This window comes from Streptomyces sp. NPDC056479 (genome assembly GCF_042795335.1).
Taxonomy (GTDB): domain Bacteria; phylum Actinomycetota; class Actinomycetes; order Streptomycetales; family Streptomycetaceae; genus Streptomyces.
In genome coordinates, this window is record NZ_JBHTRZ010000001.1 from 1,233,657 (window position 1) to 1,254,918 (window position 21,262).

At 72.1% G+C, this 21,262-nt stretch carries 19 protein-coding genes; 18 read left to right on the plus strand and 1 reads right to left on the minus strand.

Going from position 1 to position 21,262, the window contains the following annotated elements; all coding sequences use genetic code 11:
* The first annotated feature begins 407 nt into the window (after positions 1–407).
* The 7 genes from dhbC to ACFQ6S_RS05390 all read left to right on the plus strand — a co-directional run bounded on the left by dhbC (position 408) and on the right by ACFQ6S_RS05390 (position 9,734).
* The gene (gene dhbC, locus ACFQ6S_RS05360) at positions 408–1,607 is read left to right on the plus strand and encodes an isochorismate synthase DhbC (RefSeq protein WP_383403804.1); all 1,200 of its coding nucleotides are present in this window, start codon (positions 408–410) and stop codon (positions 1,605–1,607) included.
* Positions 1,604–3,232, plus strand: a complete 1,629-nt coding sequence (locus ACFQ6S_RS05365) for a (2,3-dihydroxybenzoyl)adenylate synthase (RefSeq protein ID WP_383403807.1) — start codon at positions 1,604–1,606, stop codon at positions 3,230–3,232. Before dhbC ends, ACFQ6S_RS05365 begins: the two co-directional genes overlap by 4 nt.
* A gap of 11 nt (positions 3,233–3,243) precedes the next feature.
* On the plus strand, positions 3,244–3,882 hold the full coding sequence (locus ACFQ6S_RS05370; protein ID WP_383403810.1) for an isochorismatase family protein: 639 nt from the start codon (positions 3,244–3,246) through the stop codon (positions 3,880–3,882).
* Entirely contained in the window at positions 3,879–4,109 is a 231-nt protein-coding gene (locus ACFQ6S_RS05375; RefSeq protein WP_383403813.1) for a phosphopantetheine-binding protein, read from the plus strand. The genes ACFQ6S_RS05370 and ACFQ6S_RS05375 overlap by 4 nt, the downstream gene beginning before the upstream one ends.
* On the plus strand, positions 4,106–8,041 hold the full coding sequence (locus ACFQ6S_RS05380) for an amino acid adenylation domain-containing protein (protein ID WP_383403816.1): 3,936 nt from the start codon (positions 4,106–4,108) through the stop codon (positions 8,039–8,041). The genes ACFQ6S_RS05375 and ACFQ6S_RS05380 overlap by 4 nt, the downstream gene beginning before the upstream one ends.
* Before the next feature lie 22 nt (positions 8,042–8,063).
* The gene (locus tag ACFQ6S_RS05385; protein WP_383403819.1) at positions 8,064–9,134 is read left to right on the plus strand and encodes a YncE family protein; all 1,071 of its coding nucleotides are present in this window, start codon (positions 8,064–8,066) and stop codon (positions 9,132–9,134) included.
* Positions 9,135–9,218: 84 nt separating this feature from the next.
* On the plus strand, positions 9,219–9,734 hold the full coding sequence (locus ACFQ6S_RS05390; protein WP_383403822.1) for a hypothetical protein: 516 nt from the start codon (positions 9,219–9,221) through the stop codon (positions 9,732–9,734).
* Positions 9,735–9,766: 32 nt separating this feature from the next.
* Here the strand turns inward: ACFQ6S_RS05390 and ACFQ6S_RS05395 are convergent, their stop codons facing one another.
* The gene (locus ACFQ6S_RS05395) at positions 9,767–10,903 is read right to left on the minus strand and encodes an NAD(P)-dependent alcohol dehydrogenase (RefSeq protein ID WP_383403825.1); all 1,137 of its coding nucleotides are present in this window, start codon (positions 10,901–10,903) and stop codon (positions 9,767–9,769) included.
* 62 nt (positions 10,904–10,965) lie between these two features.
* Here ACFQ6S_RS05395 and ACFQ6S_RS05400 point away from each other — a divergent pair, with 62 nt between their 5' ends.
* The 11 genes from ACFQ6S_RS05400 (at position 10,966) to ACFQ6S_RS05450 (ending at position 21,187) form a co-directional block, all read left to right on the plus strand.
* Positions 10,966–11,769 carry an SDR family NAD(P)-dependent oxidoreductase gene (locus ACFQ6S_RS05400; RefSeq protein ID WP_383403828.1) on the plus strand — a complete coding sequence of 268 codons (804 nt, stop codon included), beginning with the start codon at positions 10,966–10,968 and terminating at the stop codon, positions 11,767–11,769.
* Positions 11,770–11,854: 85 nt separating this feature from the next.
* Positions 11,855–13,027 carry an acyl-CoA dehydrogenase family protein gene (locus tag ACFQ6S_RS05405; RefSeq protein ID WP_383403831.1) on the plus strand — a complete coding sequence of 391 codons (1,173 nt, stop codon included), beginning with the start codon at positions 11,855–11,857 and terminating at the stop codon, positions 13,025–13,027.
* Between the two features lie 68 nt (positions 13,028–13,095).
* Entirely contained in the window at positions 13,096–13,884 is a 789-nt protein-coding gene (locus ACFQ6S_RS05410; RefSeq protein ID WP_383403834.1) for an enoyl-CoA hydratase/isomerase family protein, read from the plus strand.
* 5 nt (positions 13,885–13,889) lie between these two features.
* The gene (locus ACFQ6S_RS05415; RefSeq protein ID WP_383403837.1) at positions 13,890–14,243 is read left to right on the plus strand and encodes a Zn-ribbon domain-containing OB-fold protein; all 354 of its coding nucleotides are present in this window, start codon (positions 13,890–13,892) and stop codon (positions 14,241–14,243) included.
* A gap of 23 nt (positions 14,244–14,266) precedes the next feature.
* Positions 14,267–15,403 carry a thiolase family protein gene (locus tag ACFQ6S_RS05420; protein ID WP_383404338.1) on the plus strand — a complete coding sequence of 379 codons (1,137 nt, stop codon included), beginning with the start codon at positions 14,267–14,269 and terminating at the stop codon, positions 15,401–15,403.
* A 25-nt stretch (positions 15,404–15,428) separates the two neighbouring features.
* Positions 15,429–16,667: an acyl-CoA dehydrogenase family protein gene (locus ACFQ6S_RS05425; protein ID WP_383403840.1), complete on the plus strand. Its 1,239-nt coding sequence runs from the start codon at positions 15,429–15,431 to the stop codon at positions 16,665–16,667.
* Positions 16,664–17,632, plus strand: coding sequence for a phosphotransferase family protein (locus tag ACFQ6S_RS05430; RefSeq protein WP_383403843.1), 969 nt, complete (start codon positions 16,664–16,666; stop codon positions 17,630–17,632). The genes ACFQ6S_RS05425 and ACFQ6S_RS05430 overlap by 4 nt, the downstream gene beginning before the upstream one ends.
* A 15-nt stretch (positions 17,633–17,647) precedes the next feature.
* Entirely contained in the window at positions 17,648–18,862 is a 1,215-nt protein-coding gene (locus ACFQ6S_RS05435) for an acyl-CoA dehydrogenase family protein (protein WP_383403846.1), read from the plus strand.
* Positions 18,859–19,635, plus strand: a complete 777-nt coding sequence (locus ACFQ6S_RS05440) for an SDR family oxidoreductase (protein ID WP_383403849.1) — start codon at positions 18,859–18,861, stop codon at positions 19,633–19,635. Before ACFQ6S_RS05435 ends, ACFQ6S_RS05440 begins: the two co-directional genes overlap by 4 nt.
* Positions 19,632–20,393, plus strand: a complete 762-nt coding sequence (locus ACFQ6S_RS05445; protein ID WP_383403851.1) for an SDR family NAD(P)-dependent oxidoreductase — start codon at positions 19,632–19,634, stop codon at positions 20,391–20,393. The genes ACFQ6S_RS05440 and ACFQ6S_RS05445 overlap by 4 nt, the downstream gene beginning before the upstream one ends.
* The gene (locus ACFQ6S_RS05450) at positions 20,378–21,187 is read left to right on the plus strand and encodes an enoyl-CoA hydratase/isomerase family protein (protein ID WP_383403853.1); all 810 of its coding nucleotides are present in this window, start codon (positions 20,378–20,380) and stop codon (positions 21,185–21,187) included. Before ACFQ6S_RS05445 ends, ACFQ6S_RS05450 begins: the two co-directional genes overlap by 16 nt.
* The last annotated feature ends 75 nt before the right edge of the window (positions 21,188–21,262 follow it).

Consider the following 21,262-nt stretch of genomic DNA (forward strand, 5'->3'; position numbering starts at 1 on the left):
CACCCCCGCCGTCGGGCCGGGTCTGTCTGCCCGGATCCGGCGCGGTGACGGCCCTGCTGTCGCCGCGCCCGGTCCGGCATGCCCGCGCGCGGCCGATGCGCGCGGGACCGCCGCAATGCGCGGCCGGTTGACCCCTTTGCCATTTCTTGGCGTGATTGCACCGCCTTGCGGCTGAATGTCAGGCCTTGTCAGTAGACGAGACCGGCAGGACGCGCCGCCACTACTGTTCCCGCCGAGCCACCCCGGCGGGGTATCCGATGCTCCGTCAGCCGAACCGGCGCCGAATTCATGAGCGCCGACCGGACGCGTCCGTGCACCACTCCGGCGCACCGGGGCCGTACCGGCCCCCGCCCTGACCGACACCTTCGCCCCGGTACCCGCGGTACCGGAGAACCCGGAGAACCAACGTGACCACGGTCCACGAGACCCTCGCCCGGGGTGAGACCGAAGTCGGCGCCGTCGGCACGGCGACAGCCCTTCTCGATGCCTACCGGCCAGGCGCGCACCGCTTCTTCGCCTCGCCGGCCCGCACCCTCCTCGCCTACGGGGAGCACTGCCAAGTACCCCACGACGAACGGCCGTTGACGGACCGGGTACGCGACACGCTGGCCGGCGCCCGTGCCGCCGGAGAGCCGGCTCCCGTGGTGATCGGCGCCATCCCGTTCGACGGCTCGACCCCCGCGGCGCTGGTCGTGCCCTCCGTACTGCACCGGGCCCCGGCCCTGCGCACGGACCCCCTGGTCGCCTTTCCGGCACCCCGGCCCGAACCCATCGCCTGGACCGTCCGCCCCGTCCCCGCACCCAAGAGCTACGGTGCCGCCGTCGCGGCCGCGGTGGACCGGATCGCGTCCGGCGAGTTCGACAAGGTCGTCCTCGCACGGGCCCTCGACCTCACCGCCGGACAGGCCCCGGACATCCCCGCGATGCTGCAGCGCCTGGCCCGACGGGACATCCACGGCTACACCTTCGCCGTGCCCACCCCCGCCGGCGGCACCCTGCTCGGCGCCAGCCCCGAACTCCTCGTCTCCCGCCGCGGCGGAGCCCTGGTCGCCAATCCGCTGGCCGGCTCCACCCCGCGCAGCGACGACCTCGCCGAGGACGTACGCCGGGCCGCCGCACTGCTGGAGTCCGTCAAGGACCTGCACGAGCACGCCGTGGTGGTGAACGCCATGCGGGCCGTCCTCGCCCCGTACTGCTCCGAGCTCCAGGTCCCCGAACGGCCCTCGCTGGTGAAGACGGCCACCATGTGGCACCTGTCGACGACCCTCAAGGGCACCCTGGCCGACCCGTCCGTCTCCGCCCTGGAACTCGCCTGCGCCGTGCACCCCACGCCCGCCGTGTGCGGCGCCCCGACCGCGCACGCCCGCCGGGTCATCGATGAACTGGAGCCCTTCGACCGGGGGTTGTACACCGGGATCGTCGGCTGGGGCGACGCCGAGGGCGACGGCGAGTGGGTGGTGACCATCCGCTGCGCCGAGGCCACCGAGCAGGGCCTGCGGCTGTACGCCGGAGCGGGCGTCGTCGCCTCCTCCGACCCCGCCGCCGAGACCGCGGAGACCGGCGCCAAGTTCCGCACCTTCCTGGACGCGGTGGGGGCCGAGCTGTGAGTGCCGACGCACCCACCTGGCCCGCCGAGTTCGCCGACCGCTACCGCGCGGCCGGGCACTGGCGCGGCCAGACGTTCGGGCAGATGCTGCGCGAGCGGGCCGAACGCCACCCGCACCGGATCGCCGTCCTCGACCCGTCCGGCTCCGGACGCAGCTGGACCTACGCCGAACTCGACGTCCGCGCCGACCGGTTGGCGGCCGGCCTCCTCCAGGCCGGCATCGGGCGCGGCGACCGGGTCGTCGTCCAACTGCCCAACATCGCCGAGTTCTTCGAGACCGTCTTCGCCCTCTTCCGGCTCGGCGCGCTGCCCGTCTTCGCCCTGCCCGCCCACCGGGACACGGAGATCACGCACTTCTGCACGATCGGCGAAGCGGTCGCCTACATCGTCGCCGACGTGCACGAGGGCTACGACCACCGGGAGCTGGCCACACGCGTGCAGGCGAAGGCGCCTTCGCTGAGGCACGTGTTCGTCGTCGGAGACGCCCTGGGGCACACCTCGTTCGCCGACCTGCCCCGCGACCCCGTCCCGCACGACGGACCCGCACCCGGCGACCTCGCCTTCCTCCAGCTGTCCGGCGGCAGCACCGGCGTACCGAAACTCATCCCGCGCACCCACGACGACTACCTCTACTCGGTGCGCGCCTCCAACGAGATCTGCGCGGTCGACGAGAACAGCGTGTACCTGGTCGCCCTGCCCGCCGCACACAACTTCCCGCTGAGCTCACCCGGTTCACTGGGCACGCTGGCCGCGGGCGGCCGGGTCGTGCTGTGCCCGAGGCCCGACCCGGACACCGCGTTCCCCCTCATCCAGCGCGAGCGCGTGACCCTCACCGGGCTCGTCCCGCCGCTCGCCCTGGCCTGGACCGCGTCCGCGGTCGACACCCCCTACGACCTCGGCAGCCTCGAGGTGCTGCTCGTCGGCGGCGCCAAGTTCAGCGCCGAGGCCGCGCGCCGGGTCCGGCCCGCGCTGGGCTGCGCACTTCAGCAGGTCTTCGGGATGGCCGAGGGCCTGGTGAACTACACACGGCTCGACGACGAGGAGGAGATCGTCGTCACCACCCAGGGCCGTCCCCTCTCACCGCACGACGAGATCCGCGTAGTCGACGACGAAGACCACGACGTCGTCCCGGGGGAGACCGGTCATCTGCTCACCCGCGGCCCCTATACGATCCGCGGCTACTGGCGCGCCCCCGAGCACAACGCACGCGCCTTCACCGAGGACGGCTTCTACCGCACCGGCGACCTCGTGCGGCTGACGGACAGCGGCCACCTCGTCGTCGAGGGGCGCAGCAAGGACCAGATCAACCGGGGCGGCGAGAAGATCGCACCCGAGGAGGTCGAGAACGTCATCCTCGGCCACCCCGCGGTGCACGACGTGTCCGTCGTCTCCGTGCCCGACGACTACCTCGGCGAGCGCAGCTGCGCCTACGTCATCCTGCGCCAGGGCGCCGAGCTGCGCCCCGTCGCGCTTCGACGCTTTGTACGGGAACAGGGACTGGCCGCCTACAAGGTGCCCGACCGGGTCGAGTTCGTCGACGTCTTCCCGCACACGGGGGTCGGCAAGGTCAGCAAGAAGGACCTGCGCGCGACCGCCGCCGCCCCCGCACCGGCCTCCCACCATTAGGCGACCTCACCATGGGACTTCCGTCCATCCCGTCGTACCCCATGCCCACCGACCAGGATCTGCCGGCCAACCGGGTGGACTGGACCGTAGATCCGGACCGGGCCGTGCTGCTCGTGCACGACCTGCAGAATCACTTCCTGTCCGCGTTCGTGCAGGGAGAATCGCCGGTCGTCGAGCTGGTCACCCGGGTCGCCCGCCTGGCGGACGAGGCGCGCCGGCTCGGCATCCCCGTCGTCTACTCCGCGCAGACCGGCGGTCAGAGCCCGCAACAGCGGGGTCTGCAGCGGGACTTCTGGGGTCCGGGTCTGCCCGATGACGCGCACGCACAGGCCATTGCCTCCGCTGTCGCCCCGCACGAGGGCGACACCGTCCTGACCAAGTGGAAGTACAGCGCGTTCGTCCGCACCGAGCTGGCCGACCTCCTCGCCAAGGACGGGCGCGACCAGCTGGTCATCACCGGCGTGTACGCCCACCTCGGGGTGAACATGACCGCCTGCGACGCCTGGATGCGCGACATCCAGGCCTTCGTCGTCGCGGACGCCGTCGCCGACTTCGGGCCGCGTGAGCACATCGAGGCACTCAACTGGGCCGCCCGCTCCTGCGCGTTCGTCACCACGTGCGACGCCGTCCTGAAAGAGGCCCGGCCATGACCCTGACCGTGCAGCGGATCCGTGAGGACGTCGCGGACGTGCTGGGGGAGGACCCCGTGGACATCCCCGTCGACGAGAACCTGGTGGACTACGGCCTCGACTCGGTCCGGCTGATGAGCCTCGTCGAACGGTGGCGGCGCGAGCACGGCGCCGACGTCTCGTTCGTCGACCTCGCCGACCGTACGGCCATCGAGGCGTGGGCCCCGCTGCTGGGAGCCCGGGAATGACGAGTACTTCCGAGCGGCAACTGCCGCTTACCGCCGCCCAGACGGGTATGTGGTACGCGCAGGCCCTCGACCCCGGCAGCCCCGCACTGAACACGGCCGAGTACCTGGAGATCCACGGCACCATACGGCCCGACCTGTTCGAGCAGGCCCTGCAACGCACCGCCGAGGAGGCCGAGGCGCTGCGAGTGAGCATCGCCGAAACCCCTGACGGACCACGGCAGTTCATCCACGCGGTATCCAATGAGGGGTTTCCGCTGTACAAGGCGGACCTGCGCGACGCGCCGCCCGATCCGGACACCACCGCCCGTGCCTGGATGGACGAGGACCTCGCGCGCCCCTTCGACCTCGCAGCCGGACCACTCTTCCAGCACGCCCTGCTGCGGGTCGGCGACGAACGCTGGCTGTGGTACCAGCGCGTGCACCACATCGTCCTGGACGGCTTCGGCTACTCGATGGTCGCCCGCCGCACCGCCGAGATCTACTCGGCGCTCGCGTCCGGCCGGCAGCCGGGAGACAACCCGTTCGGCCGGATCGACGACCTGGTGACCGACGACCTCGCCTACCGCGCCGACGAGCGGTACGACCTCGACCGCGCCCACTGGAGCGAGGTCCTCGCCGACCGACCCGAGCCCCCCACACCGGCGGGCCGCACCGCACTGCCATCACGCACCTTCCTGCGCGCGACCGCCCATGTACCGGACGGCGTCACCGCGCGACTGCGCACGCTCGCGGGAGAACTGCGAGCCACCTGGGCCGAGTTGATCGTCGCCGCACAGGCCCTCTACATCTCGCGGGCCACCGGACGCTCCGACATCGTGCTCGGTCTCCCGCTGATGGGCCGCATGGGCTCGGTGGCACTGCGGGTGCCCGGCATGGTGATGAACGTCCTGCCGCTGCGGCTGGAGGTCCACCCGGCCACCACGCTCGCCCGGCTGACCCGCCAGGTCGTCCTCGGAATGCGCGCCGCACGCCGCCACCAGCGCTACCGCTTCGAGGACATCAGACGCGACCTGGGCCTGCTCGGTGCGGGCCGCGCACTCGTCGGCCCGCTGATCAACGTCATGCCGTTCGACTACGGACTCACCTTCGCCGGCGCCCCCGTCGTCCCGCACAACCTGTCCGCGGGCCCTGTCGACGACCTCACCGTCAACGTCTACGACCGGGCCGACGGCCGCGCCCTGCGCATCGACCACGACGCCAACCCCGCCCTCTACACCCGCGAGGAACTCGCCGCCCACCAGGAGCGGTTCCTCGCCCTGCTCGCCCGGATCGCCGCCCACGATCCCGAAGCCCCCCTCGCCGGGCTCGGCATCGCCACGGACGCGGAACGCCACCAGGTGCTCACCGAGTTCAACGCCACCGACCACGATGTTCCGGCCACCACGCTGATCGGCCCGATCGAGGCCCAGGCGAGGCGCACCCCCGACGCGCCCGCCCTCGTGCACGGTGAGCGCACCCTGTCGTACGCACAACTCACCGCTCGATCCAACCAGTTGGCCCATCATCTGGCCGCCGGGGGAGTGCGCCCCGGCACGATCGTCGGCGTCGCCCTGCCCCGTTCCGTCGAGCTGATCGTCGCTCTGCTCGCCGTCCTCAAGGCGGGCGGCGCCTATCTGCCGCTCGACCCGGGCTATCCGCCCGACCGGCTCGCCCACGTGCTCGACGACGCCGACCCCGTCTGCGTCGTCACCGACGCCGCCACCGCCGGGAAACTGCCCGGAACCGGCCGCCGCCACGTCCTGCTGGACCGCACCGACCTGGAACGGCTGCCGACCTTCGACCCACCCCGCCCCCTCACCCCGAGCCACCCCGCCTACGTCATCTACACCTCCGGCTCCACCGGCAGGCCCAAGGGCGTCGTCGTACCGCACTCGGCGATCGACAACCGGCTGCGCTGGATGCAGCACACCTATCCGCTGGCGCCCGGCGACCGCGTCCTGCAGAAGACGCCGTCCGGATTCGACGTCTCCGTATGGGAGTTCTTCTGGGCCTTCAGGGTCGGCGCCACCCTCGTCCTCGCCGACCCCGAAGGGCACAAGGACCCGGCGTACCTGGCCCGCCTCATCCGCGAACAGGCCGTCACCGTCTGTCACTTCGTGCCCTCCATGCTCCAGGTGTTCCTCACCGAACCGGAGGCGGCCGGATGCACCGGCCTGCGGCACGTCTTCAGCAGCGGCGAGGCCCTGCCCCGCGAGACCGCCCACCACTTCCACCGCGTGCTGCCCGCGGTCCCGCTGCACAACCTCTACGGCCCCACCGAGGCCGCCGTGGACGTCAGCCATCACACCTGCTCACCCGAGCACACCGGCACCGTGCCGATCGGCCGCCCGGTGTGGAACACGCGCCTGTACGTCCTGGACGCCGCCCTCCAGCCGTGCCCGCCCGGCGTCGCGGGCGAGCTGTACCTCGCGGGCGTCCAGCTCGCCGACGGCTATCTGGGCCGACCAGGCCTGACCGCCACCCGGTTCGTCGCCGACCCGTACGGCCCGGCCGGATCGCGCATGTACCGCACCGGCGACCTCGCCCGCTGGAACGCCGAAGGGGAGGTCGTCTACCTCGGGCGGACCGACCATCAGGTGAAGCTGCGCGGACAGCGCCTCGAACCCGGCGAGATCGAAGCCCGTTTGACGGCGATCGAGGGCGTCGCCGCAGCCACGGTGATCCTGCGCGAGGACCGCCCCGGCGACCAGCGACTCGTCGCCTACGTCACCGGCAGCGCCCCCGACCCGGACGACCTGCGCGCCCGCCTCGCCGCCGTCCTGCCCGACTACATGGTCCCTTCCGCGTTCGTCGCCCTCGACGACTTCCCGCTCAGCCCCAACGGCAAGCTGGACCGCACGGCACTCCCGGCACCCGCCACCTCCGCCGGAACCGACGGGCGCGCACCGCGCACGCCCACCGAGGAGACCCTGACCCGCCTGTTCGCCGAGGTGCTCGGCCTCGACCGGGTCGGCGTGGACGACGCGTTCTTCGACCTGGGCGGCACATCCCTGCTCGCCGCCCGCCTGATGGCCCGCATCCGCGACACGCTCGGCACACGCACCCCGCTCGGCACGCTCTTCCGGGCGCCCACCCCCGCCGCACTCGCCGACCGGCTGACCGACACCGGCCGGCAGGACACCGCGCTGGACGTCCTGCTGCCGCTGCGCGTCTCGGGCGGACGCACACCGCTGTTCGTCTTCCATCCCGCCGGCGGCATCAGCTGGTGCTACTCGGGTCTGCTCTCCCGGCTCGGCCCGGACCAGCCGATCCACGGCCTGCAGGCCCGCGGACTGCGGGAGGGCGAAGAACTGCCCGCCACGATGGACGAGATGGCCGCCGACTACGCCGACCAGCTGCGCTCGGTACAGCCGCACGGCCCGTACCGTCTGCTGGGCTGGTCGGTCGGCGGCGTCATCGCCCACACCGTCGCGGTCCGCCTCCAGCAGGCGGGCCAGAGCGTCGAGTTGCTGGCGCTGATGGACGCCTACCCCTCTGACCAGTGGCGCGATCTCGCCGGGCCCACCGAGGCCGACGCCCTCAACGCCCTGCTCCGGATGGCCGGTTACGAGGGTGGCACCGGACTGACCCGGGACGAGGTCCTACAGGTGCTGCGTCGAGAGGGCAGCGCGCTCGCGGCACTGCCGGAACGGGTCCTCGACGCTGTCATCGGCATCGTCACCAACAACGCCCGGCTGATGCGCACCCAACGGCACCAGGCCTTCGAGGGCGACCTGCTGTTCTTCACGGCAGCCGCGCCCCGCGGCGAGCACTGGCTGACACCACGGGCCTGGACGCCGTATGCCACCGGAACGATCGACGAGCACCCACTCGACTGTCTGCACCCGGAGATGACCCGGCCGGGCCCGCTGGACGAGATCGCCGCCACCCTTGCGGCCCGGCTGAAGGAACTGGACGGCCTGGCCGACACCTCGACCCCCCTCACACCATGAACCCTCACCCAGGAGGAACACCATGTCCGGCACCCCCAACCCGATCGGTCGACGCACCGTCCTCGGCGCTGCGCTCGCCGCAGGCGGTGCGCTCGGTGCGGCCGGGCCGGCGTCCGCCGCCGGCCCGGACCGGGCCCGTACGAAGGCGGCGACCTACGCCGTGACGTCCGCCGAACTCGCCCAGGGCCTCTACCAGGTGGCCCACTCCAGCCGTAACGACGTGCTGTGGGTGACCAGTTCGATCGGTTTCCCCCCGGTCACCCAGTCCCGGCTGCTGAAGGTGGACCCGCGGACCCTCAAGGTGCTGGCGAGCTACGAGCCGCCGCTCAGCGACCCGGCGACCGGCGCTGTGGAGGCCGTCTACGGCGTGGCGGTCGACGACGCGCACAACACCGTCTGGACCACGGCCACCCTGGACAACGCCCTCGCCGTCTACAGCCAGAGCACCGGACGCCACCTGGCCAAGCTGCCCGGAGTGCAGCACCCGCGCGACGTCGCCCTCGACCTTCCGCGCGGCCTGGTCTGGTGCAGCGCGTTGGAGGAGGGCAGCATCGTCGCCTTCGACCTGCGGACGTACGTGGAGCGCAAGCGGGTCACCGTCGACGGTGCCTGGCCCACGGGCCTGTCCGTCGACCTGTTCACCGGCAACGTCTACGCCGCCGACCTGGCCAAGGGCCGCCTGATCGAGGTGTGCCCCGGCTCCGACCGGCCGCGGCTGATCGTCGCCGGGCAGGGCACCATCGACGTCGCCCTGTCCGCCGACGGCCGTACCGCCTACACCGCGAACCAGGCCGCCGGTTCCGTCTCCGTCGTCGACCTGGCCACGGGTGACGTCACCAACGAGATCAAGACCGGCGCCGGGACCCTCGCCGTGGCCACCGACGCCTGGACCGGCCGGATCTTCGTGGCCAACAAGGACGCCGGCACGACGAGCGTCGTGGACCCATACGCGGGCACCGTCATCGCCGACCTGCCCACCGGTGCGAACACCGACCACGTCACCGTCGTTCGTGGCACCGCGTACGTGGTCGACAAGGCGGCGGCCGGCCCCCAGTCCCTCGACTCGATCCACCGCATCCGCGCCGGCCGCTGACGCGCCGGCATCGTCGTGTGCCCGCTGGGGACCACAGGCTCCGTCCCACTGGCGCGGGCACGCGACGACGCGAGAGGAAGTCAGATGCGCAAGTCGTCACGTCCTGCATCGGTACGTGCCGGCGCATGGGTGCGGTTCGCCGGACAGGTGCGGACGGTGCTCGCCGTGTGCGACGAGTCGGTCCGGGTGACCGACCAAGGTGGCTCACCGCGCGAGGTGCGGCTCGAGAACCTGCTGGGCGACACGGACTTTGACGTGCTCGGCAACGGTGTGCGGATGCCGTTGCCGCATGAGTCGCTGCTGGAGGAAATCCCGGAGCAGGCAAGGGAAAGGGCCCTCTGGTGGGAAGTGCACATCCTGGAGGTCCTCCATGGGTTTGCTCCCGGGGCAGATGCCGAAGCCAGGCCACGGCCCGAATACGATCCGGCCCGCCGTTCACTGACGGCACGCGAGCTGGCCAAGGCGACAGAGCTGACCGGTGACGGTTGGCCGGTCGGCATGAGCACGGTCGGCAATCTCCGCCGCCGTTACCAAGCCGAAGGGCTGTTGGGCCTGGTCGACCGGCGCCGTCAGACGCACAAGAAGCCGCAGTCGAAGTAGGCGGGAATCGCTAATTCTGAGTTCAGTTCAGTTCAGGACTGCTTGAGACCTTCGGCTGGGATCAGTACGGCGCGCCCACGCACTTTGCCGGACCGGAGGGCGTCGATCGCGTCGAGGGTGCGGGACAGTGGAAACCGCTCGGTCGCGACCGTGACGGCGCCGGCCCGGGCGAGTGTCATGACCTGTTCCAGCTCCGTCCGTGTGCCCCAGAAGGGCAGGGAGATCCGCAGGCCCGGCGGCAGCGCGCCCGGCTTGCGGACCATCAACTCCCCGCCCCCACTCCCGACTAGGGCGAGCGCTCCGCCCGGACGTACGGCACTCGACCCCAACCCGAGCGTGGCGGACGTACCCACGAAGTCGAGTACGGCGTCCACGCCCGCGCCGCCGGTCCGTCGGCGCAGCGCCTCGGCCGTGTCCGGCCGCACGAGTGTGCCGAAGTGCGCCCCGCAGTCGGTGGCCAGGGCGAGCGCCTCCTCCCTCACGTCCACCGCGAGCACCTGGGCCGAGGTGGTGGCGCGCAGGATCTGGACCGCCAAGTGCCCCAGGCCGCCGACGCCGATGACCGCCACACACGTACCGCCCCCGTCGGCGTCGCCGAGCGCCGGTCGGATGCCGGCGATCGCGTGGTACGACGTGAGCCCGGCGTCGGACAGGGGTGCCGCCTGGGTGGGGGCGAGATCGCCCACCGGCAGGAGCAGGCGTCCGGACGGCACGAGGAGAAAGTCGGCCAGGCCACCGTCGCGGCCGAGTCCCACCCCGGTCCCGGCGCGGGACGTGTCCAACTCGGAGCGTCGGTCGCAGTAGTTCTCCGCCCCTGCCGCGCAGTTGCCGCAGCACCCGCAGCCCCAGGGGCCGTAGACCACCACCCGTTCCCCGATCCCCGGTCCGGTGGCGTCCGGGCCGTGCTCGGCCACGCGGCCGGCGACCTCGTGGCCGAGGGTGAAGGGCGTCCGATAGGGCAGAGCGCCGCGCGCCGCGTCGATGACGTGCAGATCGGAGCCGCACAGCCCGGCCGCCTCGACCTGTACGAGAACCTCCTCGCCCTGGGGCGAGGGCCGGTCCAGCTCGGTCATCACGGGTGGGCCGCCCCAGTGCGTCAACCGGACCGCTCGCATCACGTCCTCCCGACGCCGCATGTCGACGCCGCCTGTTGACAGCGGCCCGCTCACGGTAGCAAAAATGAAGTCAGTTCAATATGGTTCGTGCGACGCCGAAGGGGCTGGTGACTCGGATGGGTGACGAGGGTGCGGAGCACGGCGGGTTCACCGGGCGGGTCGTGTTGGTCACCGGAGCGGGCTCCGGCATCGGCGCGGCGGTCGCGCGGGGACTGGCGGCGCGGGGCGCCGAGGCCGTCGTCCTCGCGGACGTCGACGGCCCGGCCGCCGAGTCGGTGGCGAAAGGGCTGGGCGCGGGACGTGCGGTGACGCTGGACGTGACGGACGCCGGGCAGGTCGACCGTGTCTTCGAGGAGGTCCTGCGCAGGTACGGCCGGCTGGACGTGGTGGTGCACGCGGCCGGCGTCGACGACCCCACCGTGAAGCAGTGGCTGGCCGACGTGGTGCTCGCCGGCCGGCCGCCCGAAGTCACCGCACGCCTCGACGACGAGGCCTGGCGGCGCGTCATGCGGGTCAACCTGGACGGCACCTTCCATGTCCTGCGCGCCGCCCTGCGCGCGATGCGGCCGAACGGTTCGGGAGCCGTCGTCACCTTCGGCTCCTCCGCGGCCTTCGACGCGCTCACCGGATATCCGCACTACGTGGCCGCCAAGGCGGGAGTGCACGCGCTGAGCCAGTCCGTCGCCAAGGAGGCCATCGCGTTCGGCGTGCGCGTGAACACCGTGGCCCCCGGTCCGACCGAGACCGGCATGGCCGCCCACACCCCGGCGGTGCTGCGCGAGGGCTTCGCCGACCCCCGCGTACGCCCGTACGCCACCCCGGAGGAGATCGCCGACGTCGCGCTGTTCCTGGCGAGCGACGCGGCGGCCAACCTCGTCGGCGCGGTGCTGCTCGCCAACGGCGGGCGTTTCACGGCGTAGCGAGCGGCTGCGCCGGCGGCGTCCGGAGCCGCACGGCGGCCCCGGGGCCCACCCATGACCTGACTGCGACTTGCGGGAGGCCCTGATGTTCCAGCTCGATGTCGATCCTGAGCTGCTGAGGGAGACGGACGAACAACGGCAGTTGCGGGACGTGCTGCGGCAGTTCCTGGCGGAGTCCTGCGGACCCGACGAGGTGCGCAAACAGATGGCCGGCCCACGGGGCTTCGATCAGCTGCTTTGGGACCGCCTGGCCGGTGAGATCGGCGTGCACGGGCTCGCGCTGCCCGAGGAGTACGGGGGCGCCGGCGGCTCCTTCCGTGAACTCGCCGTGGCTCTGCAGGAGACCGGGCGCGTCCTGTGTCCCGCACCGCTGCTCTCGACCGTCGTGCTCGCCGCACACGCCCTGCTGGTCTCCGGTGACCGGCAGGCCTGCGAACGCTGGCTGCCGGGCATCGCGACCGGCGCCCTCACCGCGACCGTCGCCGGGATCCTGCACCCCGGGACGGTCACCGCCGAACGGGGGCCGGACGGCTGGCTGTTGCGCGGCGAGGCGGACTTCGTGCCGGACGGCGAGGGCGCCGACCTGCTTCTGGTCGCGGCCCGGGCGCAGGACGGCCCACGGCTGTTCGCCTGCGGGCCGGACACCGGTGACGTCGGCCGTACGCCGCGCCGGGTGTTGGACCCCACGCGCCGCCAGGCGCTGCTGCGCTTCCGCGGGGCACGTGCCGAACCGGTCGGCGAGGCGGGCGAGGCTCCTGGTGTCATCGACGCCGTGCTGGACGCCGGCCGCACCGCGCTGGCCGCCGAACAGGTGGGCGGCTGTGCGCACGCGCTGGACGCGCTCCTGGAGTTCGTGGTCCACCGAACTCAGTTCGGGAGGCCGATCGGGTCGTTCCAGGCCGTCAAGCACCGGCTGGCCGATCTGCTGGTCGAGGTCGAGGCGGCCAGATCTGCGTCCGGGTACGCCACCGTCTGTCTGGCAGCCCCGGAAGCCGGTGAACCGCGCGTGGCGGCGAGCGCCGCCGCGGTGGCGTGCTCGGCCGCCTACCGACGGGCGGTGGCCGAATATGTGCAGCTCCACGGGGGGATCGGCTTCACCTGGGAGCACCCGGCCCATCTCTATGTGCGCAGGGCACGGGCCGACGAGGCGCTGTTCGGCACGGCCGACGACCACCGGCTCAGGCTGGCCGGAGTCCTCGGTCTCGTCGGGGGTCGGAACCAGGTGGTTGACAGGGCGGCGAGTCACACCGAAGATTAAGTGAATTCAGTTCAGTCTGTAATTCAGTCAGTAGCTCAGTCCGTGGTTCGGTCCGAGGGAGGCGCCGGATGGCTGTCGAAGACGAGATCCAGTTCGAGCGGGACGGGCATGTGGCCCGGGTCTGGCTGAACCGGCCGCACAAGAAGAACTGCGTGACCGTGCCGATCCTGAACCGGCTGGACGAGATCATCACCGAGGTCGACGCGGATCCCGAACTGCGTGTGCTGGTGCTGCGCGGCCGGGGCAACACGTTCTGTTCCGGGTTCGACCTGGACGAGCTCAAGGCCGACTTCATCGGCAGTTCCACCGCCATCGACGTCGCCGTACTGTCGGCGAAGGTGTGCGACCGGCTGTACTCGATGAAGACACCGTCGATCGCGGTGCTCGAAGGGCACGTCACGGCCGGCGGGTTCGAGCTGATGATCTCCTGCGACTTCGCGATCGCCGCGGACGACGCCCTGATCGGCGACTTCCACATCCGCCGGGCACTGTTCGGCGGCGCGGGCCCGATCTACCGCGTCCCCCGCATGATCGGCGTCCGCAAGACCAAGGAGCTCATGCTCACCGGCAAACTCCTGACCGGAGTCGAGGCCGCCCAGTTCGGCCTCATCAACGACTCGGCGCCCGCCGACAAGCTCGACGCGACGGTCGAGGAATTCGCGGACCAGCTCACCGACAAGAGCCCGTTCACGATGTGGATCACCAAGATGACCATCGACCGGAGCCTGGACGCCGACATCCAGTCCCTGATGGTCATGGAGCACCTCGCCGTCGGCGTGATGCTCAACTCCGAGGACGCGGCGGAAGGTGTCGCCGCGTTCCTGGAGAAGCGCGACCCGCAGTGGAAGGGGCGCTGACGGCCGTGCCCGATCGCGCGCTGCGCGGCTCCCGCTGCTCGCGCTGCGAGGTCGCCGTCTACCCGTCGGACCCCGCGTGCCCGAACTGCGGAGGGCCGGCCGCACCGGTGGTCCTTTCCGGTACGGGCACGCTGTGGACCTGGACCGTACAGCGATACGCGCCCAAGTCGCCGCCGTACACGGCGCCCGACGACGGGTTCCGGCCCTTCGGGGTCGGCTACGTCGAACTGCCGGAAGGCGTACGGGTCCTGGCGGTCCTGGACGGCGTACGCCCCGAGGACGTACGGATCGGCATGCCGGTCACCCTCACGGCGGGCGACGGGGTGCCCCGCGCCCGTCCGGCGGGGGTGACGGTGTGAGCGGGGCGGGCGCCACCGACGTCATGGTCTGCGGCGTCGGCATCACCCCCTTCGGCCGCTCGGAGGCCACCGGGCTGCAACTCGCAGCCGAGGCCGTGAACTCGGCACTGGCCGACGCCGGGGTGCCCTGGTCCCGGGTGCGGGCGGCGTTCGGCGGCAGCGACGCCGCCGGCAACGCCGACACTCTCGTCACCCGGCTCGGTCTGACCGGAGTGCCGTTCGTCAACGTCCGCAACGGCTGCGCGACCGGCGGCAGCGCCCTGGTGTCGGCCGTCAACGCGATCCGTTCGGGCGCGGCGGACGTCGCCCTCGCGGTCGGCTTCGACAAGCACCCTCGCGGCGCCTTCGACCCACGGCCCGCCGACTGGGGGCTGGACGAGGCGTACGGCGACGAGGGCCTGATGGTGACCACCCAGTTCTTCGCCATGAAGATCCAGCGGTACATGCACGACCACGGCATCACCTCGCGCACCCTCGCTCTGGTCGCGGAGAAGGCGTACGCCAACGGAGTGCGCAACCCGCACGCGTGGCGCCGCGAGGCGCTGGACGCGGACGCGATCCTGGCCTCCGGCATGGTCAACGACCCGCTGACCCGCTACATGTTCTGCTCGCCGGGCCAGGGCGCGGTCGCCCTCGTCCTGTGCGACCGCACGGTCGCCCGCGAACTGCGTGACACCGCCGTACCGGTCGCACTGCGCGCCGCGGTCGTCCGCACCCGGCGCTTCGGTTCCTTCGAGGTGTTCAGCCCCTGGGCACCCGGCGGCATCCCGACCAGCGTCACCACGGACGCCGCGGGGGCCGCCTTCGAGGAGGCCGGGATCGGCCCCGGCGACATCGACGTGTGCCAGCTCCAGGACACCGAGAGCGGCGCCGAGGTGATGCACATGGCCGAGTGCGGATTCTGCGAACACGGAGAACAGGAACGGATGATCGCGGCCGGCGCGACCGCGATCGGTGGCGCGCTGCCGGTCAACACCGACGGCGGCTGCATCGCCAACGGCGAGCCCATCGGAGCCTCCGGGCTGCGCCAGGTGCACGAGATCGTCCAGCAACTGCGCGGCCGGGCCGGCGAACACCAGGTACCGGGCGACCCGCGCACCGGCTTCACCCACGTCTACGGAGCGCCGGGCGTCAGCGCCTGCACCGTACTGACCCGCTGATCGACCCGCTGAAGGGAGGGACACGGTGAACAGCGCGCATCCGACGCCCACGCCCGAGGAGTTCCGCGCCGAAGCCCGCCACTGGCTGTCCGCGGTGGCGGACCGGCGAGCCCTCGAGGGACAGCGGTGGGGCAGCGGCGACGACTCCGTGGCCGTGTTCGAGAACTGGACCGAGGACGAGGAACGCGACCGCACCGAGCGCATCCGCGCCTGGGAACGCACCCGTTACGACCAGGGCTGGGGCGCCCTCGGCTGGCCCGAGGAGTACGGCGGACGCGGGCTGCCCGCCTCCTGCGAGCAGCTGTACCGCGCCGAGGAGGCCGCCTTCGACGCGCCCCGCCGCACCGAGGTCTTCCCCGTCACCCAGCAGCTCGTGGCCCCCGCGATCCGCATCTGGGGCACCGAGGAGCAGCAGCGTCGCTGGCTGCGCCCCATGCTGCGCACCGACGAACTCGCCTGCCAGCTCTTCTCCGAGACCGAGGCCGGCTCCGACCTCGCCGCCGTGCGCACCAGAGCGGTCCATGCCGCGGACGGCGGCGGCTGGGTCCTGAGCGGCCACAAGGTCTGGACGTCCGGTGCCCGGGTCGCCACCTGGGGCGTCGCCGTCTGCCGCACCGACCCGGACGCGTCCAAGCACGCCGGCATCACGGTCTTCCTGGTCCGGATGGACGCCCCCGGCGTCACGATCCGGCCGATCCGTCAGATGACCGGAGGCGCCAGCTTCAACGAGGTGTACCTGGACGACGTCCGCGTCCCCGACACCGACCGGCTCGGTCCGGTCGGCCAGGGGTGGCGGGTGACGCTCACCGTCCTCGCCGCCGAGCGGCTGGACTCCGGCACCCTCGGCCTGGACAACGCCGACCGCGCCCTCGACCTCGCCCGCAACCTGCCCCGCCCGCTCACCGGCGGCGAACAGCAGCAGGCCGGCGACCTGTTCGTCCGCACCCTCGTCCAGCGGCTCATCGGCCTACGGGTCACCGCGGCCCTGGTGGCCGGCCGGGAGCCCGGCGCCGAGGCCTCCGTCGGCAAGCTCTACGCCACCGCCACCATGCGAGCCACCACCGACCTCACACAACAGCTGCTCGGACCACGCCTCGCCGCCGACACAGGGGAGTGGGGCACCTTCGCCTGGACCGAACATCTCCTCGGCGCCCCCGGCTACAGCATCGCGGGCGGCAGCGACGAGATCCAGCGCAACATCCTCGCCGAGCGCGTCCTGGGCCTGCCCAGGGAACCCAAGTACCCGGAGGAGGAACCGCGTTGAGCACGCTAGCCGAGGTGACCGAACTGACCGCGCGGGTGCGGGAACGGCTCCGCGAACTCCATTCCGGCTCGGCGATCGGGGAGTTGGAGACCCTGCCCGGCGGCCACTCGGGCCTCACCTTCTCCATCACCGCGGGCCCGGCGTCGTACGTCATCAAGGCCGTACCGCCCAGGCAACGGCCGGTAGGCCGCAACGACGTCCTGCGCCAGGCCCGCGTCCTCAGCGCGCTCGCCGAAGGCCCGGTGCCCGTGCCCGAGGTCGTCGCCGTCGAAGAACGTCAACCCGCCTGGTTCGCCATGGAGTTCGTCACCGGCGAGGCGGTCGAGCCCGTCCTCGACGACCACCGGCTCGACGCCGGACTGTGCCGTACGCGCATGCTCGCGCTCCCGGCCGTCCTGCGCGAACTGCACCGGTCCGGGCCGCCGGCCCTCGAAGCCGCCGACCCCCTCGACCCGACCGCCGAACTCGACCGGTGGATCCGCACCATGCGCGCCGTGCCCCCCGAACTCCGGCAGGGGGCCGAAGAGTTGACCACAAGGATCGCCGCGCGCGTGCCCACGGGCCTGCCACCGGTCCTGACCCACGGCGACTTCCGACTGGGCAACGTCCTGTGCGCGGGCGAACGGCCCGCCGCCGTCGTCGACTGGGAGATCTGGGGCTACGCCGACCCGCGCATCGACCTCGCCTGGTTCCTCCTCTTCGCCGACCACCGCAACTTTCCCCGACTCGGCCGAGAGATCCCCGGCCTGCCCACCGAGGACGATCTGCTCGCCGCCTACCTCGACGGTCACCCCGCCCCGCCCGACCTCGACTGGTTCCGCGCCCTGGCCCGCACCAAGATGGCCGCGATCATGGGCCACAACCTGCGCCGCCACCGCGAGGGCAAGCACCACGACCCCGACCAGGAACGGCTGCCGCCGACCATCGCGGCGATGATCCGCACCGCACGGGACATCCTCGGCTGAAGGAGCGACACACACATGGACTTCGAGCTCTCCCCGGGGACACGGGAACTGCACACCCGGATGCGCGCGTTCATGAGGGAGTACGTCCTCCCCGCCGAGACCGTCTACGACCGGCAGCTCGCCGAGGGCGACAACCCGCATCAACAGCCCCCCGTCATGCGCGAGTTGCAGGAGAAGGCCCGCGCCGAGGGACTGTGGAACCTGTTCCTCGCGCACGGCGACTGGGGCGCCGGCCTGACCAACCTCGAATACGCCCCGCTCGCCGAGCTGGCCGGACGGTCCGTCATGGGCCCCGAGGTGTTCAACTGCTCCGCGCCCGACACCGGCAACATGGAACTGCTCTCCCTCTATGGCACGCCCCAGCAGCAGAACCGCTGGCTGCGGCCTCTGCTGACGGCCGGCATCCGGTCCTGCTTCGCCATGACCGAACCCGAGGTCGCCAGCTCCGACGCCCGCAACATCCGCACCCGCATCACCCGCGAAGGTGACTCCTACGTCGTCAACGGCCACAAGTGGTACACCTCCGGGATCCTCGACCCCGACTGCGCACTGATCATCCTCATGGGCGTCACCGACCCGGACGCGAAGACCTACCGGCAGCAGAGCATGCTGCTGATCCCGCGCGACACCCCCGGCATCACCGTCCTGCGCGATCTGCCGATGTTCGGCTACACAGACCGCTGCGGCCACGGGGACGTGCTGTTCGAGAACGTGCGCGTACCGGTCGGCAACCTCCTCGGCGGCGAGGGGGAGGGCTTCGCGCTCGCCCAGGGACGGCTCGGACCCGGACGGATGCACTACGCGATGCGGGCCGTCGGCTTCGCCGAGCGCGCCCTGGACCTGATGTGCCGCCGCACCCTCAGCCGGACCGCCTTCGGCGGACCCCTCGCCGAGCAGGGCGTCGTACGCGAGTGGATCGCCCGCAGCCGCATCGAGATCGAACAAGTCCGGCTGCTCGTCCTCAAGTCGGCCTGGCTGATGGACACCCAGGGCAACACGGCGGCCCGTACCGAGGTGGCGGCGATCAAGGTGGCCGCGCTGGAGGTCGCGCACCGGGTCGTGGACCGGGCGGTACAGGCCCATGGTGCGGCCGGCGTCAGCGACGACACCGTACTGGCCCGGCTGTACGCGATCACCCGGGCGCTGCGCATCGCGGACGGACCGGACGAGGTCCATCTGCGCACGGTGGCCCGGCAGGAACTCGCCAAGTACCCGAAGGAGAAGGCGTGAACGGACAGCCACTGCGCGGCCGGGTCGCCGTGATCACCGGCGGCTCGCGCGGGATCGGCCTGGGCATCGCCGCCGCGTACCGCGAGGCGGGCGCGCATGTCGTGATCGCCGCCCGCAAACCGGACGGACTCGCCGAGGCGCGGGCCGCGCTGCTGCGGGTCAAGGGCGACGGCGACGTCCACGAGGTCGTCGCCAACGCCGGGGAACCGGAGCAGGCGGAACGGTGCGTCGAGGAGACCATGGCCACGTTCGGCCGGCTCGATGTCCTGGTCAACAACGCCGCCACCAACCCGTACATGGGCGACCTGCTCGACCTCGACCCGCCGCGTGCGGAGAAGACCGTACGCGTCAACCAGTACGGGATGATCGCCTGGACCCGGTACGCCTGGCGGTCGTGGATGGCCGAGCACGGGGGAGCGGTGGTCAACATCGCCTCCGTCGGCGGGCTCATCGTCGACCCCCACATCGGCTGGTACAACGCCACCAAGGCGGCCATGCTCCACCTGACCCGGCAGCTCGCCTACGAACTCGGCCCGCGGGCACGCGTGAACGCCATCGCGCCCGGCCTGATCAAGACCGAGCTCGCCAGGGCCGTATGGGAGCCCAGGGAACCGATCCTGACCGCACGGCTGCCGCTGCGCAGGCTGGGCACGGTCGAGGACGTGGCGAACGCGGCGCTGTTCCTGGCGTCCGACGCTTCGTCCTGGATGACGGGACAGACCCTGGTCCTCGACGGGGGCGCGACGGTGCTGCCGATCGGGGTGGAGGAATGACCGCGGCGGCCGGACTCCTGTCCCTGGAAGGCCGTACGGCCGTGGTGACGGGCGCGTCCTCGGGGCTCGGCGCGCGCTTCGCCGCCGTACTCGCCGAGGCGGGCGCGACCGTGTTCGCCGCCGCCCGGCGGCTGGACCGGCTGAAGGAGTTGGCTGATGACGATCCCCGGATCCACCCGGTCGGCTGCGACGTCGCACGCGACGAGGACCGCGTACGGCTGGCCGAGACCGCGCTCGCCGAGAGCGGACGGTTCGACGTGCTGGTCAACAACGCGGGCGCGCCCGGCGCCGTCAGGGCCGAGGACGAGAGCGCCGACGACTTCGCCGCGGTGCTCGCGGTCAACCTCGTCGCGCCCTTCCACCTCGCCCGGCTGATGGCCGAGTCCACCGGCACCTCGGGCCGGTCGGTCGTGAACGTCTCCTCCGTCCTGGGCCTGGTGGCCGGGGCCCCACTGGGCGGCGCTTCCTACGCCGCGTCCAAGGCGGGCCTGATCGGGCTCACCCGCGAACTCGCGGGCCAGTGGGGACCGGCGGGGGTACGGGTCAACGCGCTCGCCCCCGGCTGGTTCCACTCGGAGATGACCGAGGACCTCTTCGCGGACGACCGCTCCCGCCGCTGGGTCGAACGAGGCACCATGCTGGGCCGCGGCGGCCGGCCGGGCGAACTGGACGGGGCGCTGCTCTTCCTCGCCTCGGACGCGTCCTCCTACTGCACCGGACAGGTGCTCACCGTCGACGGCGGATGGACGGCACGATGAAGGCCGTGGCGGTCCGTATCGACGACAGCGGCGTGGCGCATGTCGAGTTGTGCCGTGCGCAGGCAGGTAACGCCATCGGACTGGCCATGGCGACGGGACTGCTGGACGCCGCCAGGACGTGCGAAAAGGCGGACGGCGTGCGGACGGTGCTGCTCACCGGACGCGGACGGTCCTTCTGCGTGGGCGGCGACCTGCGGGAGTTCGCCGAACTGTCCGGCGACGAGCTGGCCGCGCACCTCGACCGGGTCACGGACGCCCTGCACGGCGCGCTGCGCGTGTTCGCCGGCCTGGACGCGCCGCTGGTGGCGGCCGTACAGGGGGCCGCAGCGGGCGCCGGGCTGGGACTCGCGGCCGCGGCCGATCTGACGCTCGCCGCCTCCGAAGCCGTCTTCGTCGCCGCCTACACCGGCATCGGATACTCCCCGGACGCCGGCGTCAGCTGGTCCCTGCCACGGCTCATCGGTCCCAAGCGAGCGCTGGACCTGCTGCTGACCAACCGGAGGGTCACGGCGACCGAAGCGGCGGAGATGGGCCTGGTCAGCAGGGTCGTCGACGCCGAACGGCTGAGGGAGGAGGCCGGGAGGGCAGCTGAAGCGCTCGCCCGCGGAGCCACCGGGGCGTTCGGCGCGACCCGCAGACTCGTCGCGGCGGGCCTCTCCGCGGACCTCGACGCCCACCTCGACGCGGAGGCCCGCCACCTCACGGGCGCCGCGGTCTCGGCCGAGGGCCGCGCGGGTGTGGCGGCCTTCCTGGCCCGGCACAGGCCCGACCATGGGATTTCCCGGGCCACCTGACTTCGTAACCGAGTTCAAGTAGGTCTACCCTCAGACATCCGATCGGCGAGTGGCGCCGGTCATGGAGCGCAGGGA

Bases quoted from the DNA above. Each gene is read 5' to 3' on its own strand.
- ACFQ6S_RS05405 (WP_383403831.1), top strand. From the start codon at position 11,855: ATGTTCCAGCTCGATGTCGATCCTGAGCTGCTGAGGGAGACGGACGAA.
- ACFQ6S_RS05375 (WP_383403813.1), top strand. From the start codon at position 3,879: ATGACCCTGACCGTGCAGCGGATCCGTGAGGACGTCGCGGACGTGCTG.
- ACFQ6S_RS05380 (WP_383403816.1), top strand. From the start codon at position 4,106: ATGACGAGTACTTCCGAGCGGCAACTGCCGCTTACCGCCGCCCAGACG.
- ACFQ6S_RS05450 (WP_383403853.1), top strand. From the start codon at position 20,378: ATGGACGGCACGATGAAGGCCGTGGCGGTCCGTATCGACGACAGCGGC.
- ACFQ6S_RS05400 (WP_383403828.1), top strand. From the start codon at position 10,966: ATGGGTGACGAGGGTGCGGAGCACGGCGGGTTCACCGGGCGGGTCGTG.
- ACFQ6S_RS05385 (WP_383403819.1), top strand. From the start codon at position 8,064: ATGTCCGGCACCCCCAACCCGATCGGTCGACGCACCGTCCTCGGCGCT.
- ACFQ6S_RS05390 (WP_383403822.1), top strand. From the start codon at position 9,219: ATGCGCAAGTCGTCACGTCCTGCATCGGTACGTGCCGGCGCATGGGTG.
- ACFQ6S_RS05370 (WP_383403810.1), top strand. From the start codon at position 3,244: ATGGGACTTCCGTCCATCCCGTCGTACCCCATGCCCACCGACCAGGAT.
- ACFQ6S_RS05445 (WP_383403851.1), top strand. From the start codon at position 19,632: ATGACCGCGGCGGCCGGACTCCTGTCCCTGGAAGGCCGTACGGCCGTG.
- ACFQ6S_RS05420 (WP_383404338.1), top strand. From the start codon at position 14,267: ATGGTCTGCGGCGTCGGCATCACCCCCTTCGGCCGCTCGGAGGCCACC.
- ACFQ6S_RS05410 (WP_383403834.1), top strand. From the start codon at position 13,096: ATGGCTGTCGAAGACGAGATCCAGTTCGAGCGGGACGGGCATGTGGCC.
- ACFQ6S_RS05435 (WP_383403846.1), top strand. From the start codon at position 17,648: ATGGACTTCGAGCTCTCCCCGGGGACACGGGAACTGCACACCCGGATG.